Source organism: Actinoallomurus sp. NBC_01490 (genome assembly GCF_036227085.1).
Taxonomy (GTDB): Bacteria; Actinomycetota; Actinomycetes; order Streptosporangiales; family Streptosporangiaceae; genus Actinoallomurus; species Actinoallomurus oryzae.
Genome location: NZ_CP109433.1, coordinates 3,601,427 through 3,617,869, shown reverse-complemented (window position 1 = coordinate 3,617,869; position 16,443 = coordinate 3,601,427). Strand labels below are relative to the sequence as shown.

The following is a 16,443-nucleotide window of genomic DNA, read 5'->3' as shown; positions in this document are numbered from 1 at the left end:
CTTTGGAGACGTCTCCTCATGTCGATGACCGCACCGGTCTCCGGCCCACCTGTCCCCCGGCGCTGGATCGCGCTGGTCTTCATCGCCCTCGCCCAGCTCATGGTCGTCCTCGACGCCACCATCGTGAACATCGCCATGCCCTCCGCCCAGCACGCCCTGGGCATCTCCGACGCCGACCGGCAGTGGATCATCACCGCCTACACGCTCGCGTTCGGCGGCCTGCTGCTGTTCGGCGGCCGGGTCGGCGACCTCATCGGCCGTAAGTACGCCTTCCTCATCGGGCTCGTCGGGTTCGCCGCCGCCTCGGCGGTCGGCGGCGCCGCGACCGGTGAGGGCATGCTGCTGGCCGCGCGTGCCCTGCAGGGGGCGTTCGGCGCGCTGCTCGCCCCGTCGGCGCTCTCCCTGCTCGCCGTCACCTTCACCGCACCGGCCGAGCGGGCCAAGGCGTTCGGCATCTACGGCGCGATCGCGGGCGGGGGCGCCGCCGTCGGCCTGATCGTCGGCGGCCTGCTCACCGAGTACCTCGACTGGCGCTGGGCGCTGTACGTCAACGTGCCGGTCGCCGTGGTCGGGCTGGCCGGCGGCATCGCCTTCGTCCGCGACCCGGTCAGCACCCGCTCCCACACCCGCCTCGACCTGCCCGGCGTCGTGCTCGTCACCGCCGGCCTGGTCGCGCTGGTGTACGGCTTCACCCGCGCCGAGTCCGAGGGCTGGGGCGAGCGCGGCGTGGTCGGCCTGCTCGCCGGCGCGGGCGTGTTGCTGGTGGCGTTCGTCGTCGTCGAGACGCTGACCCGGTCGCCGCTGCTGCCGATGCGGGTGATCCTCGACCGCAACCGGGGCGGCGCCTACCTGTCCGTCGGCCTGTCGGTGATCGGCATGTTCGGCCTGTTCCTGTTCCTGACGTACTACCTCCAGACCGTCAAACGCTACTCCCCCGTCGAGACCGGCCTGGCGTTCCTGCCGATGACAGCCGGCATGATCACCGGCTCGACGCAGATCTCCGCGCGGCTGATGAACCACGTGCCGGCGCGCCTGCTCATGGTGCCCGGCCTTCTCGTCGCCGCGGCGGGCGTCATGCTGCTCACCCGCCTGCAGGTCGACAGCCCCTACGCCGCCTCGGTGCTGCCCGCCCAGTTACTCCTGGGCATCGGGCTGGGCACGGCACTGATGCCGGCGATGAACCTCGCCACCGCGGGTGTCGACGCGCACGACGCCGGCATCGCCTCGGCGATGGTCAACACCTCACAGCAGGTCGGCGGCTCGCTCGGCACGGCGCTGCTGAACACCATCGGCGCGACGGCCACGACCTCCTACATCGCGGCGCACGCCCAGGGCCCGCCCTCGCCCGCGCTCGCCGCGGCCGGACTGGTGCACGGCTTCACCGTCGCGCTCTGGTGGGCGGTCGGCGTCATCTGCCTCGCGGCCGTCGTCGTCTCGGTGCTGGTCGACAGCCGGGGCGAGCGCCGCACCGCACGCGTCGTCGCCGAGCCCGGCGTACGCGAGGCCGTGACGGCCGAGGCGCCGCCACCCGCCCGAGTGCTCGCCTCCGTCGGCGCGCGCGGCGAGCCGGCGGACGACGGGCCGCTCGCCGCCCAGACGTCACCGGCGTACGCGCCGATGGCGTCGGCCGGCTCGGGCGCGTTCGGCACTCCGGTGCACGGCCGGGTGCGCGGCGGCGACGGCGGGCCCGTCTGCGGCGCCGCGCTGACCCTGATCGACCTGGGCGGACGCCAGGTCGACCGGGCCACCACCGGCGTCGACGGCGCCTACACGCTGCGGGCGCCCAGCGCGGGTCCGTACATGCTGATCACCGCGGCCGACGGGCACCAGCCGCAGGCCGCCTCCGTCGCGGTCGCCCGTGAGCCGCTCCACTACGACGTCACGCTCTCGGGCACCTCCGGCCTGGCGGGCGTGGTGCGCAGCGCCGCGACCGGCGAGCGCGTCGGGGGCGCGATCGTGGTCGTGACCGACGCCCACGGCGAGGTGATCGCCTCGGCCCGGACCGACGCGGACGGGGAGTTCGAGTTCGACGACCTCGTCGCCGGCGCGTTCGTCGTGGCGGTGACCGCCGCCGGTCACCGGCCGGGCGCGCTGCCGGTCACGGTCGACGGCCAGGGCACCACGCGCTGCGAGGTCCGGCTGCCGGCCGGCGCCCGCGTGCACGGCACCGTACGCGCGGGATCGGACGACCTGTTGCTCTCCGACGCCCGGGTCACGCTGGTCGACGCCGCCGGCAACGTCGTCGCGACCGCCACCACGGGTCCCGACGGGGCGTACTCCTTCGAGGACCTCGACCCCGGCCCGTACACCGTGATCGCCAGCGGCTACCCGCCGGTGGCCGCCGCGGTGACGGTCGGCGAGACGGCGCCCGAGCCGTTCGGTCTCACCCTCAGCCACCCGGACGAGTGACCCTTCGAGGAGAACATCGATGTCAACGGACCACCGCGGCGTGCGCGCACGGATCCGTACCAAGGACGGCTGGGCCGTGCCCCACGCGGTCGTGACCGTCGCCGACATGACGGGCCAGCAGGTCTCCCGCGCCCAGGCCGACCCCGAGGGCGTCGTGTGCACCGGGCCGCTGCCCACCGGGCGCTACACCGCGATCGTCACGGCCATCGGCTACGCCCCGGCGGCCTCCACCGCCAAGGTGGGGCCGGCGGGCGCGGCCGAGCTCGGCACCGTGGTGCTGGACCGCCAGACCGGTGACAGCGAGCTGCCCCTGCCCGGGCCATGGACGATCGACCCGGCGCACTCGAGCATCATGGTCACCGTCCGGCACCTGGGCCTGTCGAGCATCCACGGGCGGTTCGGGGAGTTCGGGGGCCGCATCGACATCGCCGAGCCGGTCGAGCGGTCCCGGGTGAGCGCCGAGATCAAGGCCGCCACCATCGACACCGCGAACGCCATGCGGGACGGGCACCTGCGCGGCCCCGACTTCCTCGACGTGGAGCGCTTCCCGGTGATCAGCTATCTGGGCACCCACGTCGTACCGGTCGGCGGTGAGCGCTGGACCGTCCACGGCGCGCTGTCCCTGAAGGACGTCCGGCGTCCGGTGGAGCTGGACATGTCCTACCTCGGCACCGGCCCCGACCCGTGGGGCGGCGTCCGCGCGGCGTTCCGCGCGACGACCGAGCTGCGGCGTGAGGACTTCTCGATGGTCTACAACCAGATCCTCTCGGCGGGCATCGGCGCGATCGGCACCACGCTGCGCGTGGCCATCGACATCCAGGCCGTGCGCGGCGAACGGCTGCCCGGCGGCTGACCCCCGGCCGGATCGCCGCCGGCCCGGGCCGTCAGCGCGGCGGTGAGAACGACGGCCCGCCGGCGGGGCCGGGGCGCGTGCGCTCGGCCAGACCGGCGGCCATGCCGTCGAGGCCGAGTCCCCGCCGGACCAGGTCACGGCTCAGCGTGTCCATGATGGTCAGCGTGACGTGCAGGAAGACGTCGGGCGCGAGCCGGCGCACCTCGTCCTCGTACACACGGTGGGCCTCGGGGTTGCCGGTGAGCGCGGCGAGCACGCCCGAGCGCACGCGCTGGCTCATCGTGTGCCAGACCTGCTCCCGCTCGGGGATGGCGCCGCTGCGCCAGGGGCCGTTGTAGTCGAGTGACCGAATCAGCCCGTCGGCCGGCTCGCCGGTGCGCAGGTCCCACAGAACGGCCCAGAAGGCGATGAGCCAGTTCATCCCGGTGAGCACGCGCAACGGGTCGGTGTCCATCGCGCCGAACAGCTCCGCCTGCGGCCGGTCGCCCTCGCGGAACGCCAGGGCCTCGATGCGGACGATGTCGTCCATCTCGAGCAGGTCGGGGGGCGGCCGGCGGAGGATGGTCGACCGCTGGGAGGCCGTGTCCCGCAATTCGACCCCGTCCCCCTCAGGAAGAGTCGACCACGTATACGGCCCGGACATGATCACAATCGTAAGACGAGCGGCGTGCCGGGCACGGTTCCGCCGGAACCATGCCCGCATTCGGCCACCTTGCGAGACATCCGTACGACGACGGCTTTCAGCGGATACGTGACACCCCGGCTCGGGCCCACGACCAAGGCGACCCGGCCATGGCCCACCCATCCCTGGACATGTGACCGTTTGGTCACCTATTCTCTCCGGCATGGACGACGACCTCGTCTTCAAGGCGCTCGCCGACCCGACGCGGAGGCTGCTGCTCGACCGGCTCTTCGAGCGTGACGGCCGCACGCTCACCGAGCTGGAGTCCCAGCTGGACATGACCCGCTTCGGCGTGATGAAGCACCTGCGGGTGCTGGAGGAGGCCGGGCTGGTCGTCTCGCGAAAGACCGGACGCAGCCGAACGCACTACCTCAACCCCGTGCCGGTCCGGCGGATCCACGACCGCTGGATCGGCAAGTACACCGAGCGGCGGGCAGCCGCCCTCAGCGAGCTCAAGACCCGGCTGGAGGAGACCGTGACCAGCACGACCGACACACTGACCACGCAGGTCTACCAGGTGTTCATCAAGGCCACCCCGGAGCGGATCTGGGAGGCCATCACCAACCCGGAGTTCACCGCCGAGTACTTCCACGGCGCCCGCATCACGATGACGAACGGCCGGTACGTCGCCCATGGTCCGAACGGCGAGCTGTGGGGCGATGACGAGGTCATCGAGTGGGACCCGCCGCGCCGGCTCGTCCACGGCTGGCGCTCCCTGTACGACGAGGAGATGGCCAAGGAGGAGACCAGCCGGGTGACCTGGGAGATCGAGCCCCAGGACGACGGCACGTGCCTGCTGACCGCCGTCCACGACCGGCTGGAGGGCGCACCCAAGACGGCCAGGAGCGTTTCCGGCCCCGGCTGGATGCGCGTCCTCAGCGGGCTGAAGACGCTACTGGAGACCGGAGAGTCGCTGGCCGGCTGACCCGGAGGCCGCCCGGAGCCCTCGTGGGTTCCGGGCGGTCCCGCACAGGGACGAGCCGCACAGGGACGAGCCGCACAGGGACGAGTCTCACAGGGACAAGGCGGCCAGGGCGGCGTTGACGATCGAGCCCGGCAGCAGGTCGTGCAGCTCGTACAGCTCCGGGATCGAACCCGACTGGCCGAACTCATCGACGCCGAGCGGCACGCACGGCACGCCGAGCGCCGAGCCGAGCCAGGCCATGGCGTGCGAGGCGGCGTCGTGCACGGTGACGACCGGCGCCCGGTCCGGGAACGCCGCCCGCAGCGCACCCGCCTGGGAGGGGGTCGTCGCGGTCCGCACGCCCTGACGCAGTGTGCGCCGCCAGGCCGAGTACAGCCGGTCCGGCGAGGTCACGTCGACGACGTTCGCGGCGATGCCCTCCTCCTCCAGCTCGCGGGCGGCGGCGAGCACCTCCGGCAGCACGGCTCCGGTGGCCGCCAGGGTGACCGAGGGTCCGTCCACGTTCGACTCGCGCAGCGAGTACGCCCCGGCGAGGACCTGCCGCCGCAGAACCGCGTCGCCGTGCCGGGCCCGCGCCTCCTCGAACGGCGTCTGGTCCAGCGGCCGGGTCGTCAGCCGGAAGTAGTAGGCGCCCTCCTCGGCCGGCACCGCGGTCGGCGTCTCCCCCGGCCCCGCCGCGATCCGGCCGAGGGCGTCGCACAGCAGCCAGTCCAGCGCGGTGGCGAAGGCCGGCTCGATGTAGGTGACGTTCGGCAGCTCCAGGCCGATCGAGGCGGTGATGCTCGACTGGTGCGCGCCGCCCTCGGGGGCGAGCGAGACACCGGACGGCGTCCCGGCGACGACGAACCGGGCACCCGAGTAGACGCCGTAGATGAAGGCGTCCAGGCCGCGGCACACGAATGGGTCGTAGACGGTACCGACCGGCAGGAGCGGGCGTCCGTGCAGGTCACCGGAGAGACCGAGCTGGCCGAGCAGCAGGAACAGGTTCATCTCGGAGATGCCCAGCTCGATGTGCTGGCCCTGGGGCCCCTCGGTCCACCTCAGCAGCGGGTCGGGGCTCCAGGCGCGCTGCTCGGCGGGCGCGAAGACGCCCATGCGGTTGATGAAGCCGGCCAGGTTCGTCGAGGTCGCCACGTCCGGCGCGGTCGTGACGAGGTACGGCGCGAGCCTCTCCTCCCGCGACAGGTCCACGAGGATCTTGCCGAAGGAGTCCTGGGTGGAGACCGGGCGTGTCGTGCGCACGCCGGTCGCGGTGGGCACGGTCACGTCGAGCGCGACGTTCGCCGGCGGGCGCCGCAGCGCCTCGCGCCGCTGGTTGCACAGGATGCCGGCGGGCGTGGCCGGGTCGAACCGGTCCCAGTCTCCGGCCGGCCCCATGCTCTCGCGCAGCGTGGCGATCTGCTCGGCGGTGAGCAGCGCCGAGTGGTTGCGCGGGTTGCCGGCGATCGGCAGGCCGTGGCCCTTGACCGTGTAGGCGAACACCACGCTGGGCCGGTCGGTGACGGCGTCGCACTGTGCGTACGCCTCCAGCATGGCCACCAGGTCGTGGCCGCCGAGGTCCTGGACGAGCCGGGCGAGCTCGTCGTCGGGCAGGCCGGCCACGGCCTCGCCGACCTCGGCGGGCGCGCCGTCGAGGAACACCTCACGCAGCTTCGGGCCGGTCAGCCCGAACAGCGCCTGGTACTGCTCGTTGGACATCAGGTCGATCCAGCCGCGTACGGACGCGGGCGCCTCGCGCAGCCGCCGCCCGTACTTGACCTCGACGACGTGCCAGCCGGCCGCCTCGAACTGGCCGCGCCACTGCGCGATCCGCACGCCCGGCACGACCCGGTCCAGCGACTGGCGGTTGAAGTCGACCAGCCACATGACGTTGCCGAGGCCCTGGGTGGCCGGGTCGGCGATGGCCTCCCAGACGTTTCCCTCGTCCAGTTCGGCGTCGCCGAGCAGGGCGATGAACCGCGGCGGCCTCGGGTGGTCGCTGCCCCAGTGGGCGTCGACGTAGCGGCGGACCGCGGCGGCGAACAGCGGCGCCGCCGCGCCGAGCCCGACCGAACCGGTGGAGAAGTCCACGTCGTCGGGGTCCTTGGTGCGGCTCGGGTAGGACTGGAGCCCGCCGCGGGACCGCAGCGTGGTGAGGTAGGAGCGGTCGAGGTCGCCGAGCAGGTACTTGATCGCGTGGAACACCGGCGAGGCGTGCGGCTTGACGCTCACCCGGTCCTCGGCCCGCAGGTACGCGAACCAGAGCGCCGTCATCGCCGTCACCAGCGAGGCGCTGGACGCCTGGTGCCCGCCCACCTTGATGCCGTCGCCGGTCTGCCGCTCGCGGTTGGCGGCGTCGACGATGCGCACCGCGAGCCACAGCACCCGCCGCTGGATCTCGTCCAGGACGTCCAGGTCCACGCCGGCGACCGCGGCTTCGCTTACCTCGACACTCATCGATGCCCCTTTCGGGCGCGGCCCGGTATGACTGATATGCCGCATATTGCCCGAGAGGAGAGTAAAGGACGAGTGCGCTTCCGTGGGAGGACCGTCCTCATCCCGCCGGGCGTTGCCGAGCGGCTGTTCCGCCCCCTCCCCCGGATACGGACCACCAGAACCGCCGACGTGTGACATATGCATCACATCAGGTGGCGAACACGCGCTTAGGATGCACTGGCCCCGGGCGGGCGGTTCCGGGGCCTGTCCGCCTGGGTCCGTGGCGTTCGGGGGCGGCATGCGCGCGCATCGTGCTCGCATGCCGCCACACCTCGATACCGTATGCCCGTGCTGTCCAACGTCACCGCCATCCGCTACGTGACGCCGCTGCGCGAGGGCGGGTCGCTGCCCGCGATCGTGGAGACCGACGACCTCGGCACGTACGTCGTGAAGTTCCACGGCGCCGGCCAGGGCCGCAAGGCGCTGATCGCCGAGGTCATCGCCGGCGAGCTCGCACGGCGGCTCGGCCTGCGGGTCCCCGACATCGTCACCGTCGACCTCGATCCGGCGATCGGGCGACACGAACCCGACCCCGACGTGCAGGACCTGCTCAAGGCGAGCCCGGGCTGCAACCTCGGCATCGACTACCTGCCCGGCTCGCTCGGCTTCGACCCGCTCGCATGGTCCCCCGACCCCGGCTTCGCCGCCTCGGTGCTGTGGTTCGACGCGTTCATCGGCAACGTCGACCGCAGCTGGCGCAACCCGAACCTCCTCGTCTGGCACGGCGACGTCTGGCTGATCGACCACGGGGCGAGCCTGTACTTCCACCACGCGTGGGCGAGCGCGGACCGGCTCGCCGCCAAGCCGTACGACGCGAGCGACCACGTCCTCACCACGTTCGTCGACGACGAGGCCCTTCAGGCCGCCGGACGCCGGCTCGCCCCGCGGATCACCGACGACCTGCTCCGTACGGTGGTGGACCTGGTGCCCGTCGAGTGGTTCGAGGACGAGCCGGGCTTCGACTCCCCCGCCGACCTCGCGGCGGCGTACGTGACGCATCTGCACGCTCGCGCCGCCGACGCCTCGGTGTGGCTGCCCGAGGTCGGACCCGCACGGCCCGCACGCCCGCCGGCCCCGCGGGGCAAGACACGGCCGGGGTGGCTGCGCCGATGAACGTCTTCGAGTACGCCACGCTCCGCGTGATGCCTCGTGTCGAACGCGGCGAGAGCATGAACGTCGGCGTGATCGTCTACTGCCAGGCCCGCGACTTCCTCGGCTGCCGCGTGCACGTCGACGCGGCCCGGCTCCGCGCCCTCGACCCCGGCCTGGACCTGGAGGGCGTACGCGCCGCGCTGACCGCGGTCGAGTGCACCTGCCACGGCGGCCCGCACGCCGGCCAGGCCGGCGACGAGCCGCTCGGCAGCCGCTTCCGCTGGCTGACCGCGCCGCGGAGCACCATCGTCCAGACCGGCCCGGTCCACGCCGGCCTGACCGGCGACCCCGCCGCCGAGCTGGACCGCCTCCTGGACGCCCTGGTCCGCTGACGCACGCCCGCGATGACGAGTTGAAGGCGGCCTCGACGAAATGACCGACGACGACCTGACGATCAAACTCACACGTGACCAGGCACTCCTGCTCTCCGACTGGCTCGACCGCATGATCGGCACCGCGGAGTTCGACGGCCTGGTGAACCAGGACCGGGCGGTCTGGTCACCGATTCACCGGATCTCCGGGACGCTGGACACTTCGCTGGCGGAGATCTTCATGCCCGACTACGACGTCCGTCTGGCCGCCGCCCGCGAGCGGCTGCTCGACGATCTCGGCGAGTTCGGCCTGCCACCGGCAGACGACGACTCCTAGCTCGGAGGACGGCCGCTCGGCAGGGCACGGTACCGCCGGCGCATAGTCCACCAGGCGCCGGCCGCGGCTGCCAGGGCCACGGCCGAGAGGCAGAGGGCGGCGGGCCAGGCGGCTTCGACGCGCGGGCGCGGTCGTAGCACGATCTGGATGTGGTGGCCGCCGACGTCGCTCCGGAGGCGGGAGCCTCCCCAGACGTAGGTGCCGACGATCAGGGCCCACGTGGCCGCGAAGGCGACCGCGGCCGGGGCGCTCGACAGCCGGACCAGGCGAGGTCGTCGCCGCAGGGCGCCCGTCCCGGCGAGCGCCGCGGTGGCGAGGGCGACGGTCAGCAGCAGGATCGCGCTACCGGCGTTCGGCCCGTCCCAGAGGCCGGTCCCGGACGTCTCGACGGCCACGAACACGCCGGCGGACGGGTCCGACGGCTGCTGCTCGACGTGCCAGACCACGCCGGTCGCCCACATCAGCACCGTGGTCGAAGCGAGCAGCAGGCCGGCGGTGGCCGCCGTGGCGGCGAGCAGCCGGACCGGCGTCCTCATGGCCGTGATGTGCGCGGCCGGCTCGCCGCCGGCGGACAGGTCGGGGCTCATGCCGGTCGAGGCTAGGGGATCTTCACCTGCCCGGCGCCGGGAATGACAGAGCGCTCCCCGGTCGTCCGTGGCCCGGCCGGGCCGCCGCCCGGCAGGGCCTGACGGCCAGGTCAGGATCCCCGCCGCCCGTGCCGACCGGCCGACCCCGGAAACGAGCGGCGGCGACGCCGTTCCGCCGTCGTCACCACCAGCGTGGGGACGAACTACACCAGGGCGTACAGGCTGTGTTTGCGGCTCGCGATGACCTCGTCGACGATGCCGTACGTCCGGGCCCGCTCCGGGGTCAGGAACCGATCGCGCTCGATGTCGCGGCGTACGCGGTCGAGGTCCTGGCCGGTGTGCCGGGCGAGGAGCGTCTCGATCTGCGCGCGGACGCGCAGGATCTCCTCGGCCTGGATCTCGATGTCGCTGGCCTGCCCGCGGGTGCCCTCGGTGGCGGGCTGGTGCAGCAGGATCCGCGCGTGCGGCAGTGCCGCGCGCCCGCCCGGCGCGCCGGCGGCGAGGAGCACGGCGGCCGGGCCCGCCGCCTGGCCGACGCACACGGTCTGGATCCGGCATCGGACGAACTGCATCGTGTCGTAGATCGCGGTCATCGCCGTGTGGGACCCGCCGGGCGAATTGATATAGACGCTGATGTCGCGGTCGGGATCCAGGAACTCCAACGTGAACAACTGCGCGATCACGTCATTGGCCGCAGCGTCGTCGATCGGCGTGCCGAGAAAGATGATCCGTTCTTCGAACAGTTTGTTGTACGGATTCGTCTCCTTGTGGCCGTACGACGTGCGTTCGGCGTAGGAGGGCAACACGTGGCGTTCACGCGCCGCCGACCGGGCGTTCACGACAGCGGCCCGTCGACGCGGCGGGCGGCCGGTACGACGTGGTCGATGATGCCGTACTCGCGCGCCTCCTCGGCGGTGAACCAGCGGTCGCGGTCGGAGTCGCGCTCGATCTGCTCCAGCGGCCGGCCGGTGTGGAAGGCGATGCGTTCGGCCAGGGTGCGCTTGGTGTGCCGCATCTGCTCGGCCATGATCTTGACGTCGGTGGCCGTGCCGCCGACGCCGCCGTGCGGCTGGTGCATGACGACCTGGGTGAACGGCAGGGCGTACCGCTTGCCCGGCGTACCCGCGCAGAGCAGGAACTGGCCCATCGACGCCGCGAACCCCATCGCGACGGTGGCGATGTCGTTGGGGATGTACTGCATCATCCCGTAGATCGCCATGCCGGCGGTGACCGAGCCGCCGGGTGAGTTGATGTAGAGGTAGATGTCGCCGCGCGGGTCCTCGGCGGACAGGAGCAGCAGTTCCGAGCAGATGCGGTTCGCGATCTCATCGTCCACCTCCTGTCCGAGGAAGACGATGCGGTTGTTCAGCAGGCGCTGGTGCAGCTGCTCTCCCGGGGAGACGAGCGGCGACTCGACGGCGCTCGCGTCGTTCAGCGGCCGGGGCAGGGTCTGTGACGTCACAATGCCACCCGTTCGTTGTCGCGTGTTCGGCGACAACGACATTAATCACGATTCCCGGTCCAGGAAAAGGTCGTTCGCCAGGGGCGGAGCGTTTATCGCGCACTTATACGCGAAAATTCGGCCGGTCAATGAATTTCACTGTCGGCACATTATGCGTTCGGCGAATTCAGCCCTCGGAAGAATCATGGTCGGGGCCGGACGCGGGACTGCGCGAGAGGAACGTCATGATCCCTCGCTGGAACTCGTCGTAGGCGACCGGCGGCCCCTCGGCCTGCGCCCGTGCCGCCGCGCGGGCCGGGGCGAGCGCCACGTCCACCGCGTGCTTGGCCGCCCGGATCGCCGACGGTGGATGGCGGACCACCGAGAGCACGAGCCTGCGCGTGGTGGCCGCCAGGTCCTCGGCGGGCACGCTCCGGGTGGCCAGGCCGAGGCGCACCGCCTCCTCGGCCGACACGAGGCGCCCCGTGTAGAGCAGTTCCCGCGCGACCCCGGGGCCGGCCAGCACGCTCAGCCGGGCCGCGAACAGCGGGCTGACGAGGATGCCGAGCCGGGCGATCGGCATCCCGATCCGGGCCGTGTCGGCCAGCACCCGAAGGTCGCAGGCCAGCGCGAGCTGGCATCCCGCACCCGCCGCCACGCCCTCGACCTCGGCGACCACGGGCACCGGCAGGTCCTCGATCGCGGTGAAGGCCGCCTCCATCGCCGCGAAGCTCTCCGCGACGTCCATCCGGTCCGCCTGGACCCACTCGCGCATGTCCGAACCGGAGCTGAACGTGCCACCCTGGCCCCGGACGACCACCGCGCGCACCTGGTCGTCCTCGGCCAGGCGGCGGAAGATCTGCTCCAGCTCACGCCAGTCGTCGCTCGACAGCGCGTTGCCGCGCCTCCCGTCGCCGACCGAGACGTCGGCGATGCCGAGATCCCGGTAGAGCAGCCCGACCTTCTTCGGCTCCGGCACCAGATCACCCACCCGTGCTTCCACGCGCTCGACCGATGGCATGCGATCAACGCCGGACTCGCGCCCAGCGGGGAACCCATGCCCTTCTTGAGAAGAGTTCCCCGAAAAGTCCTTTAGATCCCGTAACCCAGAACGGGTCCGCCTTGCCCATCTCGCGCAGACGCCCGAGGGCGGCGGCATCGGTCACCCCGGCCCCGGGCGCACCTGCGGGGCCCGTCCGGCGGGCACAGCGCTCATCCCGACCGCACCTCCAGGCCGAGGCTGGTCGCGATCATGATGGCCTGCGCCGGATCGATCACCGCGTCCTTCAGCTCCACCGAGAGCGGATCGAGCGCGGACAGGTCACTGCCCCGCAGGTCGCAGCCGGTCAGATCCGCACGGTGCAACGAGGCCCCGGACAGGTCGACGTTCCGCAGCGTGGCACCGCCGAGCCGGGCGCCGGTCAGGTCGGCCTCCCGCATCCGCACGTCCTCGAAGGAGGCGCCGCCGAGGTCGGCCCGGGCCAGTTCGGCGAAGGACCAGTCGCCGCCGGAGACCTTCAGCAATCCGTACGTGCAGGCGTCGAAGGCGCTGCCGACGAGCTTGCAGCCGGTGAAGGTCGCGTCGAAGAACGCGCACCGGGTGAACGCGCAGTTGGTGAACGCCGTGTTGGTGTGCGCCGACGCGTTGAACCGGACGCCGCGGAACACGCAGCCGGTGAAGGCCGTGCCCTGAGTGACGGTCTCGGTCAGGTCGACGTCGACGAACGCCACCCGCTCGTGGCGCTCGCCCGTCAGGTCACGCCCGTCCCAGTCCTCCGAGCGTACGGTCGTGTCGGTCTCGGGCTCGGCCCGCCCGCGTCTGCGATCTGTCATGCCCCCGAGCATCGCGCACCGCGGCGCGGTTCGCTCATCCCGGTTCCCCGTGTCCGTCGCCGAGGAGGCGGCGGATCGCTACTCCGGACAGCCTGGGCTTGGCGAGGAACCCGAGGGCGGGGCTCGCGTCGATCAGGCCCCCGAAATCGTCCTCGGAGTGCGCCGACATCAGGATCACCCGCGACCAGGGGGCGGGTGCGGCGGCGGTCAGCCGGCGGGTGAGGTCCAGGCCGCTCTCCTGGCCCAGCTCGATGTCGACCAGCAGGACGTCCGGCCGGAACTCTCCGGCCCGCCGCAGCGCCTCCGCGGAGTTCGTGGCGACCGCGACGACGGTGATTCCTTCGTGCTCGAGGAGCGCGCCGGCGGCCCTGAGAAAGCGAACGTTGTCATCCACGATCACGCAGCTGATGGTCATGGCCCTGCCGGGAGCGATGGTCCGTCGGTGACGCCGCCGAGCCGATGGGGAGCGCACGCTCTGGATCGTCGTCTCGACCATGACTTCAGACAACCCCACGCCTCCCGCCGGAAGGTGTCTCATCTTGAGACGTCACGCCGCCCTCCGGCCGATCGCGGTCCGACCGAGACGCCGTAAAGGTTGATCTTGCGGTAGATGGTGGCGCGGGAGATGCCGAGCAGGTCGGCCGCGGCGGCCCGGTCGCCGCCGGTCTCCAAAAGGGCCCCGACGATCGCGTCCCGCTCGGAGGTCTCCCACGGGGTCAGGACGCGCCGGCTCCGCGCGTGGCAGGACGCCGGCAGGTCCGCGGGCTCGATCTGCCCGGTACGCCTGCGGGCCAGCACCTGCCGCAACACGTCCGCGAGCTCGGCGACGTTGCCCGGCCAGGCCGACCGCAGCAGTATCCGCATGGCCGCCGGACCGCACGACACCGTACGGCCGGCGGCGAAGCGGCGCAGCAGCGCGGGGACGAGATCCCGCACGTCCTCGATGCGGTGGCGCAGCGCCGGCACGGTGAGCGTGACCGGAAGCCGGCCGGAGAGCTCGTCGGCGAGCGCGGTTCCCACCGGGAGGGTGGCGACCACCCAGGGCCGGTCCGCGGAGGCGGACGCCGCGTCCGGCCAGGAGTCCAGCCAGCTCGCGATCGCCGCGAGCGCTGCGGCGGTGCACCGCTCCGGGTGGCGCAGGACCACGGTGGAGCCGGGACGGCGCGTGGCCGAGGCCACCCGTTCCAGGCAGGCGTCCGGGTCCTCCTCGAGGTCCTCCGGCTCGATCACCGAGAGCGTGCCCTCGGGGGTGCGGCGGCGGTGCGCGGCCGCCACGAGCGTCAGCTTGCCCACGCCGGGCTCACCCTCCACGACCGTCCAGGTACGCGCCCGGCACCGCGCCGACAACTCGGCGCAGACCCGGCTGAACGCCACGGAGCCGCCCGCCAGGTCCAGCTCGCAGGGCCGGTTCGGCGCCGGGGACGACGGCCGGTCCTCCACCATGGCGATCTCCAGTACGGCGCCCGCCGTCCCGGTGGGGGTCCCGACGGCACGGCACCGGAGCGTGGCCGCCTCGCCCCGCGACAGCGTGACCCGGCCGACGGTCTCCCGGCCCGACCGCGACATCTCGGCCGCCTTGTCCTGGAGGAGCGCGTAATCGGCCTGGTCGAGCAGGTCGGCCGCCGGCCGGTTCACCATGGTCAGGTTCTCTCCGACCGATACGACCGCCCGGCCGCCGCGCGCCCGGGCGGCCAGGAACTCCTCCAGCATCGCCCGCTCACCCGCCGACCCCAGCTCGACCATCCGCTGGGTGATCTCCCGGGCGGCGTCCTGCGCCACGGCCGCCATCAGCGGGCCGGCGTCCGAGTGCCAGGCCGTGATATCGAACAGCCCGGCCAGCCGCCCGGTGAGGCGGTCCCGGATGGGCGCGCCGGCGCACGCCATCCGCTGCAGCGGCTCGAGGAAGTGCTCGCTGCCGAACACGCAGGAGACACCTCGCGTCTCGAGCGCGGTGCCGATGCCGTTGGTCCCGACGTGCTCTTCGGCGTAGCTGAAGCCCGGGGCGAGCAGGATCTCGTCGAGCTGGCGGGTCAGGCGTCGATCGCTCACGCGCCGGTCCAGTACGCGGCCCTGAGCGTCGGCGAGCAGCAGGCCCATCGCGGCCTCGGCGAGCGTCTCCTCCAGCCGGTCCAGGACGGGCCGCGCGGCGCACATGAGACGGCCACCGGTGTCGAGGTCAACGGCATAGGGCGGATCAAGGCGGTCGCAGTCGACGCCGGAGTACAGCGAACGGCGCCAGGACTCCATGATCCCCGCGCGCAGGGGCATCTGCGGCGCGTCTCCGGAGGCCAGGAACCGCTCACGCGCCCGCGCGACCCGGCGTGCCGTGTCCCCCTCGGTGTCGACCACTCAGCGGCCTCCCAAGTCCGCCAGCGGTTTTCTCCCCTTCTTCTTCGATTGTATGGAGGGCCCCGGGGCTGAAACGCCCGCCGACCTGCGCGTACGCCGTCAGACCGGCAGGTGCGGCGAGCCCGCGAGCGCGGGGAGCAGGTCGCGCAGCCGGCGGACGATCGCTAGAACATCACTGACATGAAGGTGTTCACGTCGTGCAGGCCGACGCGGCGGTACGTGGCGCGCGCCGGGATGTTGAAGTCGTTGACGTACAGCGAGACCGCGGGGGCGATGGACCGCAGAGCCTCGTCGACGACGGCCGCCATGCCGTGAACCGCGTGGCGGCGGCCGCGCAGCTCCGGATTGACCCACACGCCCTGCACCTGACACGCGTGCGGGGTCACCGCGCCGATCTCGGCCTTGAACACCACGCGTCCGCCCTCGATGCGGGCGAACGCCCGGCCCGAGCGGATCAGCTCGGCCACCCGGGCGCGGTAGAGGACTCCCCCGTCACCGGCCTGCGGGGAGATCCCGACCTCCTCGGTGAACATGGCGACGCACGCGGGATAGAGGGTGTCGAAGTCCTTCATCGTGACCCTCCGCACCTGGGTGTCGGGGGCGACCTGCGGCGGCGACGTGGTCGACATGACCGGCTGGGCGGCGCGGATGGCGCGCGGAGGTCCCCAGGAGGGACGCAGGGCGTTCCAGAGCTGGGTCACCGGGCCGACCGGGCCGACGATCGAGGAGCACCGGCGTCCCTGCGAGCGGGCCCGGTCCGCGAAGTGGCGGACCGCCTGCTCGTCCGCGGCGACCGGCACGAGATTGGCGCCGGCGTAGCAGAGGGAGGTCAGCCGCCCGTCGGGGAGATAGCCCCACATCTGGGCGCCCAGGCGCCGGTAGTCCAGGCCCGCGACGTGGACGCGGGAACTGACGAAGACGTTGGAGACCGGGTCGGCGTCAAGGATCGCAAGCGCCTCGTCGAGGTGGCGGTCGTCGAGTATGCGGACCGGCGAGGTCCGGAGCACCGGGCTCACGAGATCTCCTCAGCTGCTCGCTCGGAGCCATGCGGGCCGGATCGCCGCCGTGCCGACAGATCCGCTCCCCTCA

At 72.5% G+C, this 16,443-nt stretch carries 16 protein-coding genes; 6 read left to right on the top strand and 10 right to left on the bottom strand.

What is annotated here, in order from left to right:
* Nucleotides 1-24 precede the first annotated feature (24 nt).
* Together OG417_RS17315 and OG417_RS17310 are read left to right on the top strand one after the other, a co-directional pair.
* Nucleotides 25-2,409: an MFS transporter gene (locus tag OG417_RS17315; RefSeq protein ID WP_329256640.1), complete on the top strand. Its 2,385-nt coding sequence runs from the start codon at nucleotides 25-27 to the stop codon at nucleotides 2,407-2,409.
* 19 nt (nucleotides 2,410-2,428) lie between these two features.
* The gene (locus tag OG417_RS17310; protein WP_329256638.1) at nucleotides 2,429-3,262 is read left to right on the top strand and encodes a YceI family protein; all 834 of its coding nucleotides are present in this window, start codon (nucleotides 2,429-2,431) and stop codon (nucleotides 3,260-3,262) included.
* A gap of 31 nt (nucleotides 3,263-3,293) precedes the next feature.
* Here OG417_RS17310 and OG417_RS17305 read toward each other — a convergent pair whose 3' ends face one another.
* Nucleotides 3,294-3,905 carry a hypothetical protein gene (locus OG417_RS17305; protein WP_329256636.1) on the bottom strand — a complete coding sequence of 204 codons (612 nt, stop codon included), beginning with the start codon at nucleotides 3,903-3,905 and terminating at the stop codon, nucleotides 3,294-3,296.
* A 202-nt stretch (nucleotides 3,906-4,107) separates the two neighbouring features.
* Between OG417_RS17305 and OG417_RS17300 the strand changes: the two genes are divergently transcribed.
* On the top strand, nucleotides 4,108-4,869 hold the full coding sequence (locus tag OG417_RS17300; RefSeq protein WP_329256634.1) for an ArsR/SmtB family transcription factor: 762 nt from the start codon (nucleotides 4,108-4,110) through the stop codon (nucleotides 4,867-4,869).
* 87 nt (nucleotides 4,870-4,956) lie between these two features.
* Here the strand turns inward: OG417_RS17300 and OG417_RS17295 are convergent, their stop codons facing one another.
* Nucleotides 4,957-7,305 carry a transketolase-like TK C-terminal-containing protein gene (locus OG417_RS17295; protein WP_329256632.1) on the bottom strand — a complete coding sequence of 783 codons (2,349 nt, stop codon included), beginning with the start codon at nucleotides 7,303-7,305 and terminating at the stop codon, nucleotides 4,957-4,959.
* A 327-nt stretch (nucleotides 7,306-7,632) separates the two neighbouring features.
* Between OG417_RS17295 and OG417_RS17290 the strand changes: the two genes are divergently transcribed.
* The 3 genes from OG417_RS17290 to OG417_RS17280 are packed head-to-tail and all read left to right on the top strand — an operon-like array spanning nucleotide 7,633 to nucleotide 9,144.
* On the top strand, nucleotides 7,633-8,457 hold the full coding sequence (locus OG417_RS17290; protein ID WP_442875695.1) for a HipA family kinase: 825 nt from the start codon (nucleotides 7,633-7,635) through the stop codon (nucleotides 8,455-8,457).
* The gene (locus tag OG417_RS17285) at nucleotides 8,454-8,828 is read left to right on the top strand and encodes a DUF3037 domain-containing protein (protein ID WP_329256628.1); all 375 of its coding nucleotides are present in this window, start codon (nucleotides 8,454-8,456) and stop codon (nucleotides 8,826-8,828) included. The genes OG417_RS17290 and OG417_RS17285 overlap by 4 nt, the downstream gene beginning before the upstream one ends.
* 40 nt (nucleotides 8,829-8,868) lie before the next feature.
* On the top strand, nucleotides 8,869-9,144 hold the full coding sequence (locus tag OG417_RS17280) for a hypothetical protein (RefSeq protein ID WP_329256626.1): 276 nt from the start codon (nucleotides 8,869-8,871) through the stop codon (nucleotides 9,142-9,144).
* Here OG417_RS17280 and OG417_RS17275 read toward each other — a convergent pair.
* The 8 genes from OG417_RS17275 to OG417_RS17240 form a co-directional block, all read right to left on the bottom strand.
* Nucleotides 9,141-9,731, bottom strand: a complete 591-nt coding sequence (locus tag OG417_RS17275) for a hypothetical protein (RefSeq protein WP_329256624.1) — start codon at nucleotides 9,729-9,731, stop codon at nucleotides 9,141-9,143. The genes OG417_RS17280 and OG417_RS17275 overlap by 4 nt on opposite strands.
* 203 nt (nucleotides 9,732-9,934) lie before the next feature.
* On the bottom strand, nucleotides 9,935-10,570 hold the full coding sequence (locus OG417_RS17270) for an ATP-dependent Clp protease proteolytic subunit (RefSeq protein ID WP_329256622.1): 636 nt from the start codon (nucleotides 10,568-10,570) through the stop codon (nucleotides 9,935-9,937).
* Nucleotides 10,567-11,178, bottom strand: coding sequence for a ClpP family protease (locus OG417_RS17265; RefSeq protein ID WP_329262356.1), 612 nt, complete (start codon nucleotides 11,176-11,178; stop codon nucleotides 10,567-10,569). The genes OG417_RS17270 and OG417_RS17265 overlap by 4 nt, the downstream gene beginning before the upstream one ends.
* A gap of 181 nt (nucleotides 11,179-11,359) precedes the next feature.
* A complete protein-coding gene (locus OG417_RS17260; protein WP_329256620.1) occupies nucleotides 11,360-12,163 on the bottom strand; it encodes an enoyl-CoA hydratase/isomerase family protein in 804 nt (267 codons plus the stop codon).
* Between the two features lie 221 nt (nucleotides 12,164-12,384).
* Nucleotides 12,385-13,005, bottom strand: a complete 621-nt coding sequence (locus tag OG417_RS17255; protein WP_329256618.1) for a pentapeptide repeat-containing protein — start codon at nucleotides 13,003-13,005, stop codon at nucleotides 12,385-12,387.
* 34 nt (nucleotides 13,006-13,039) lie between these two features.
* Entirely contained in the window at nucleotides 13,040-13,405 is a 366-nt protein-coding gene (locus tag OG417_RS17250; protein WP_329256616.1) for a response regulator, read from the bottom strand.
* Between the two features lie 134 nt (nucleotides 13,406-13,539).
* Nucleotides 13,540-15,354, bottom strand: coding sequence for a sigma-54-dependent Fis family transcriptional regulator (locus OG417_RS17245; RefSeq protein ID WP_329256614.1), 1,815 nt, complete (start codon nucleotides 15,352-15,354; stop codon nucleotides 13,540-13,542).
* Nucleotides 15,355-15,518: 164 nt separating this feature from the next.
* Nucleotides 15,519-16,361 carry a GNAT family N-acetyltransferase gene (locus tag OG417_RS17240; RefSeq protein WP_329262353.1) on the bottom strand — a complete coding sequence of 281 codons (843 nt, stop codon included), beginning with the start codon at nucleotides 16,359-16,361 and terminating at the stop codon, nucleotides 15,519-15,521.
* Between the last annotated feature and the right edge of the window lie 82 nt (nucleotides 16,362-16,443).

Bases quoted from the DNA above. Each gene is read 5' to 3' on its own strand.
- OG417_RS17315 (WP_329256640.1), top strand. From the start codon at position 25: ATGACCGCACCGGTCTCCGGCCCACCTGTCCCCCGGCGCTGGATCGCG.
- OG417_RS17310 (WP_329256638.1), top strand. From the start codon at position 2,429: ATGTCAACGGACCACCGCGGCGTGCGCGCACGGATCCGTACCAAGGAC.
- OG417_RS17305 (WP_329256636.1), bottom strand. From the start codon at position 3,905: ATGTCCGGGCCGTATACGTGGTCGACTCTTCCTGAGGGGGACGGGGTC.
- OG417_RS17300 (WP_329256634.1), top strand. From the start codon at position 4,108: ATGGACGACGACCTCGTCTTCAAGGCGCTCGCCGACCCGACGCGGAGG.
- OG417_RS17295 (WP_329256632.1), bottom strand. From the start codon at position 7,305: ATGAGTGTCGAGGTAAGCGAAGCCGCGGTCGCCGGCGTGGACCTGGAC.
- OG417_RS17285 (WP_329256628.1), top strand. From the start codon at position 8,454: ATGAACGTCTTCGAGTACGCCACGCTCCGCGTGATGCCTCGTGTCGAA.
- OG417_RS17280 (WP_329256626.1), top strand. From the start codon at position 8,869: ATGACCGACGACGACCTGACGATCAAACTCACACGTGACCAGGCACTC.
- OG417_RS17275 (WP_329256624.1), bottom strand. From the start codon at position 9,731: ATGAGCCCCGACCTGTCCGCCGGCGGCGAGCCGGCCGCGCACATCACG.
- OG417_RS17255 (WP_329256618.1), bottom strand. From the start codon at position 13,005: ATGACAGATCGCAGACGCGGGCGGGCCGAGCCCGAGACCGACACGACC.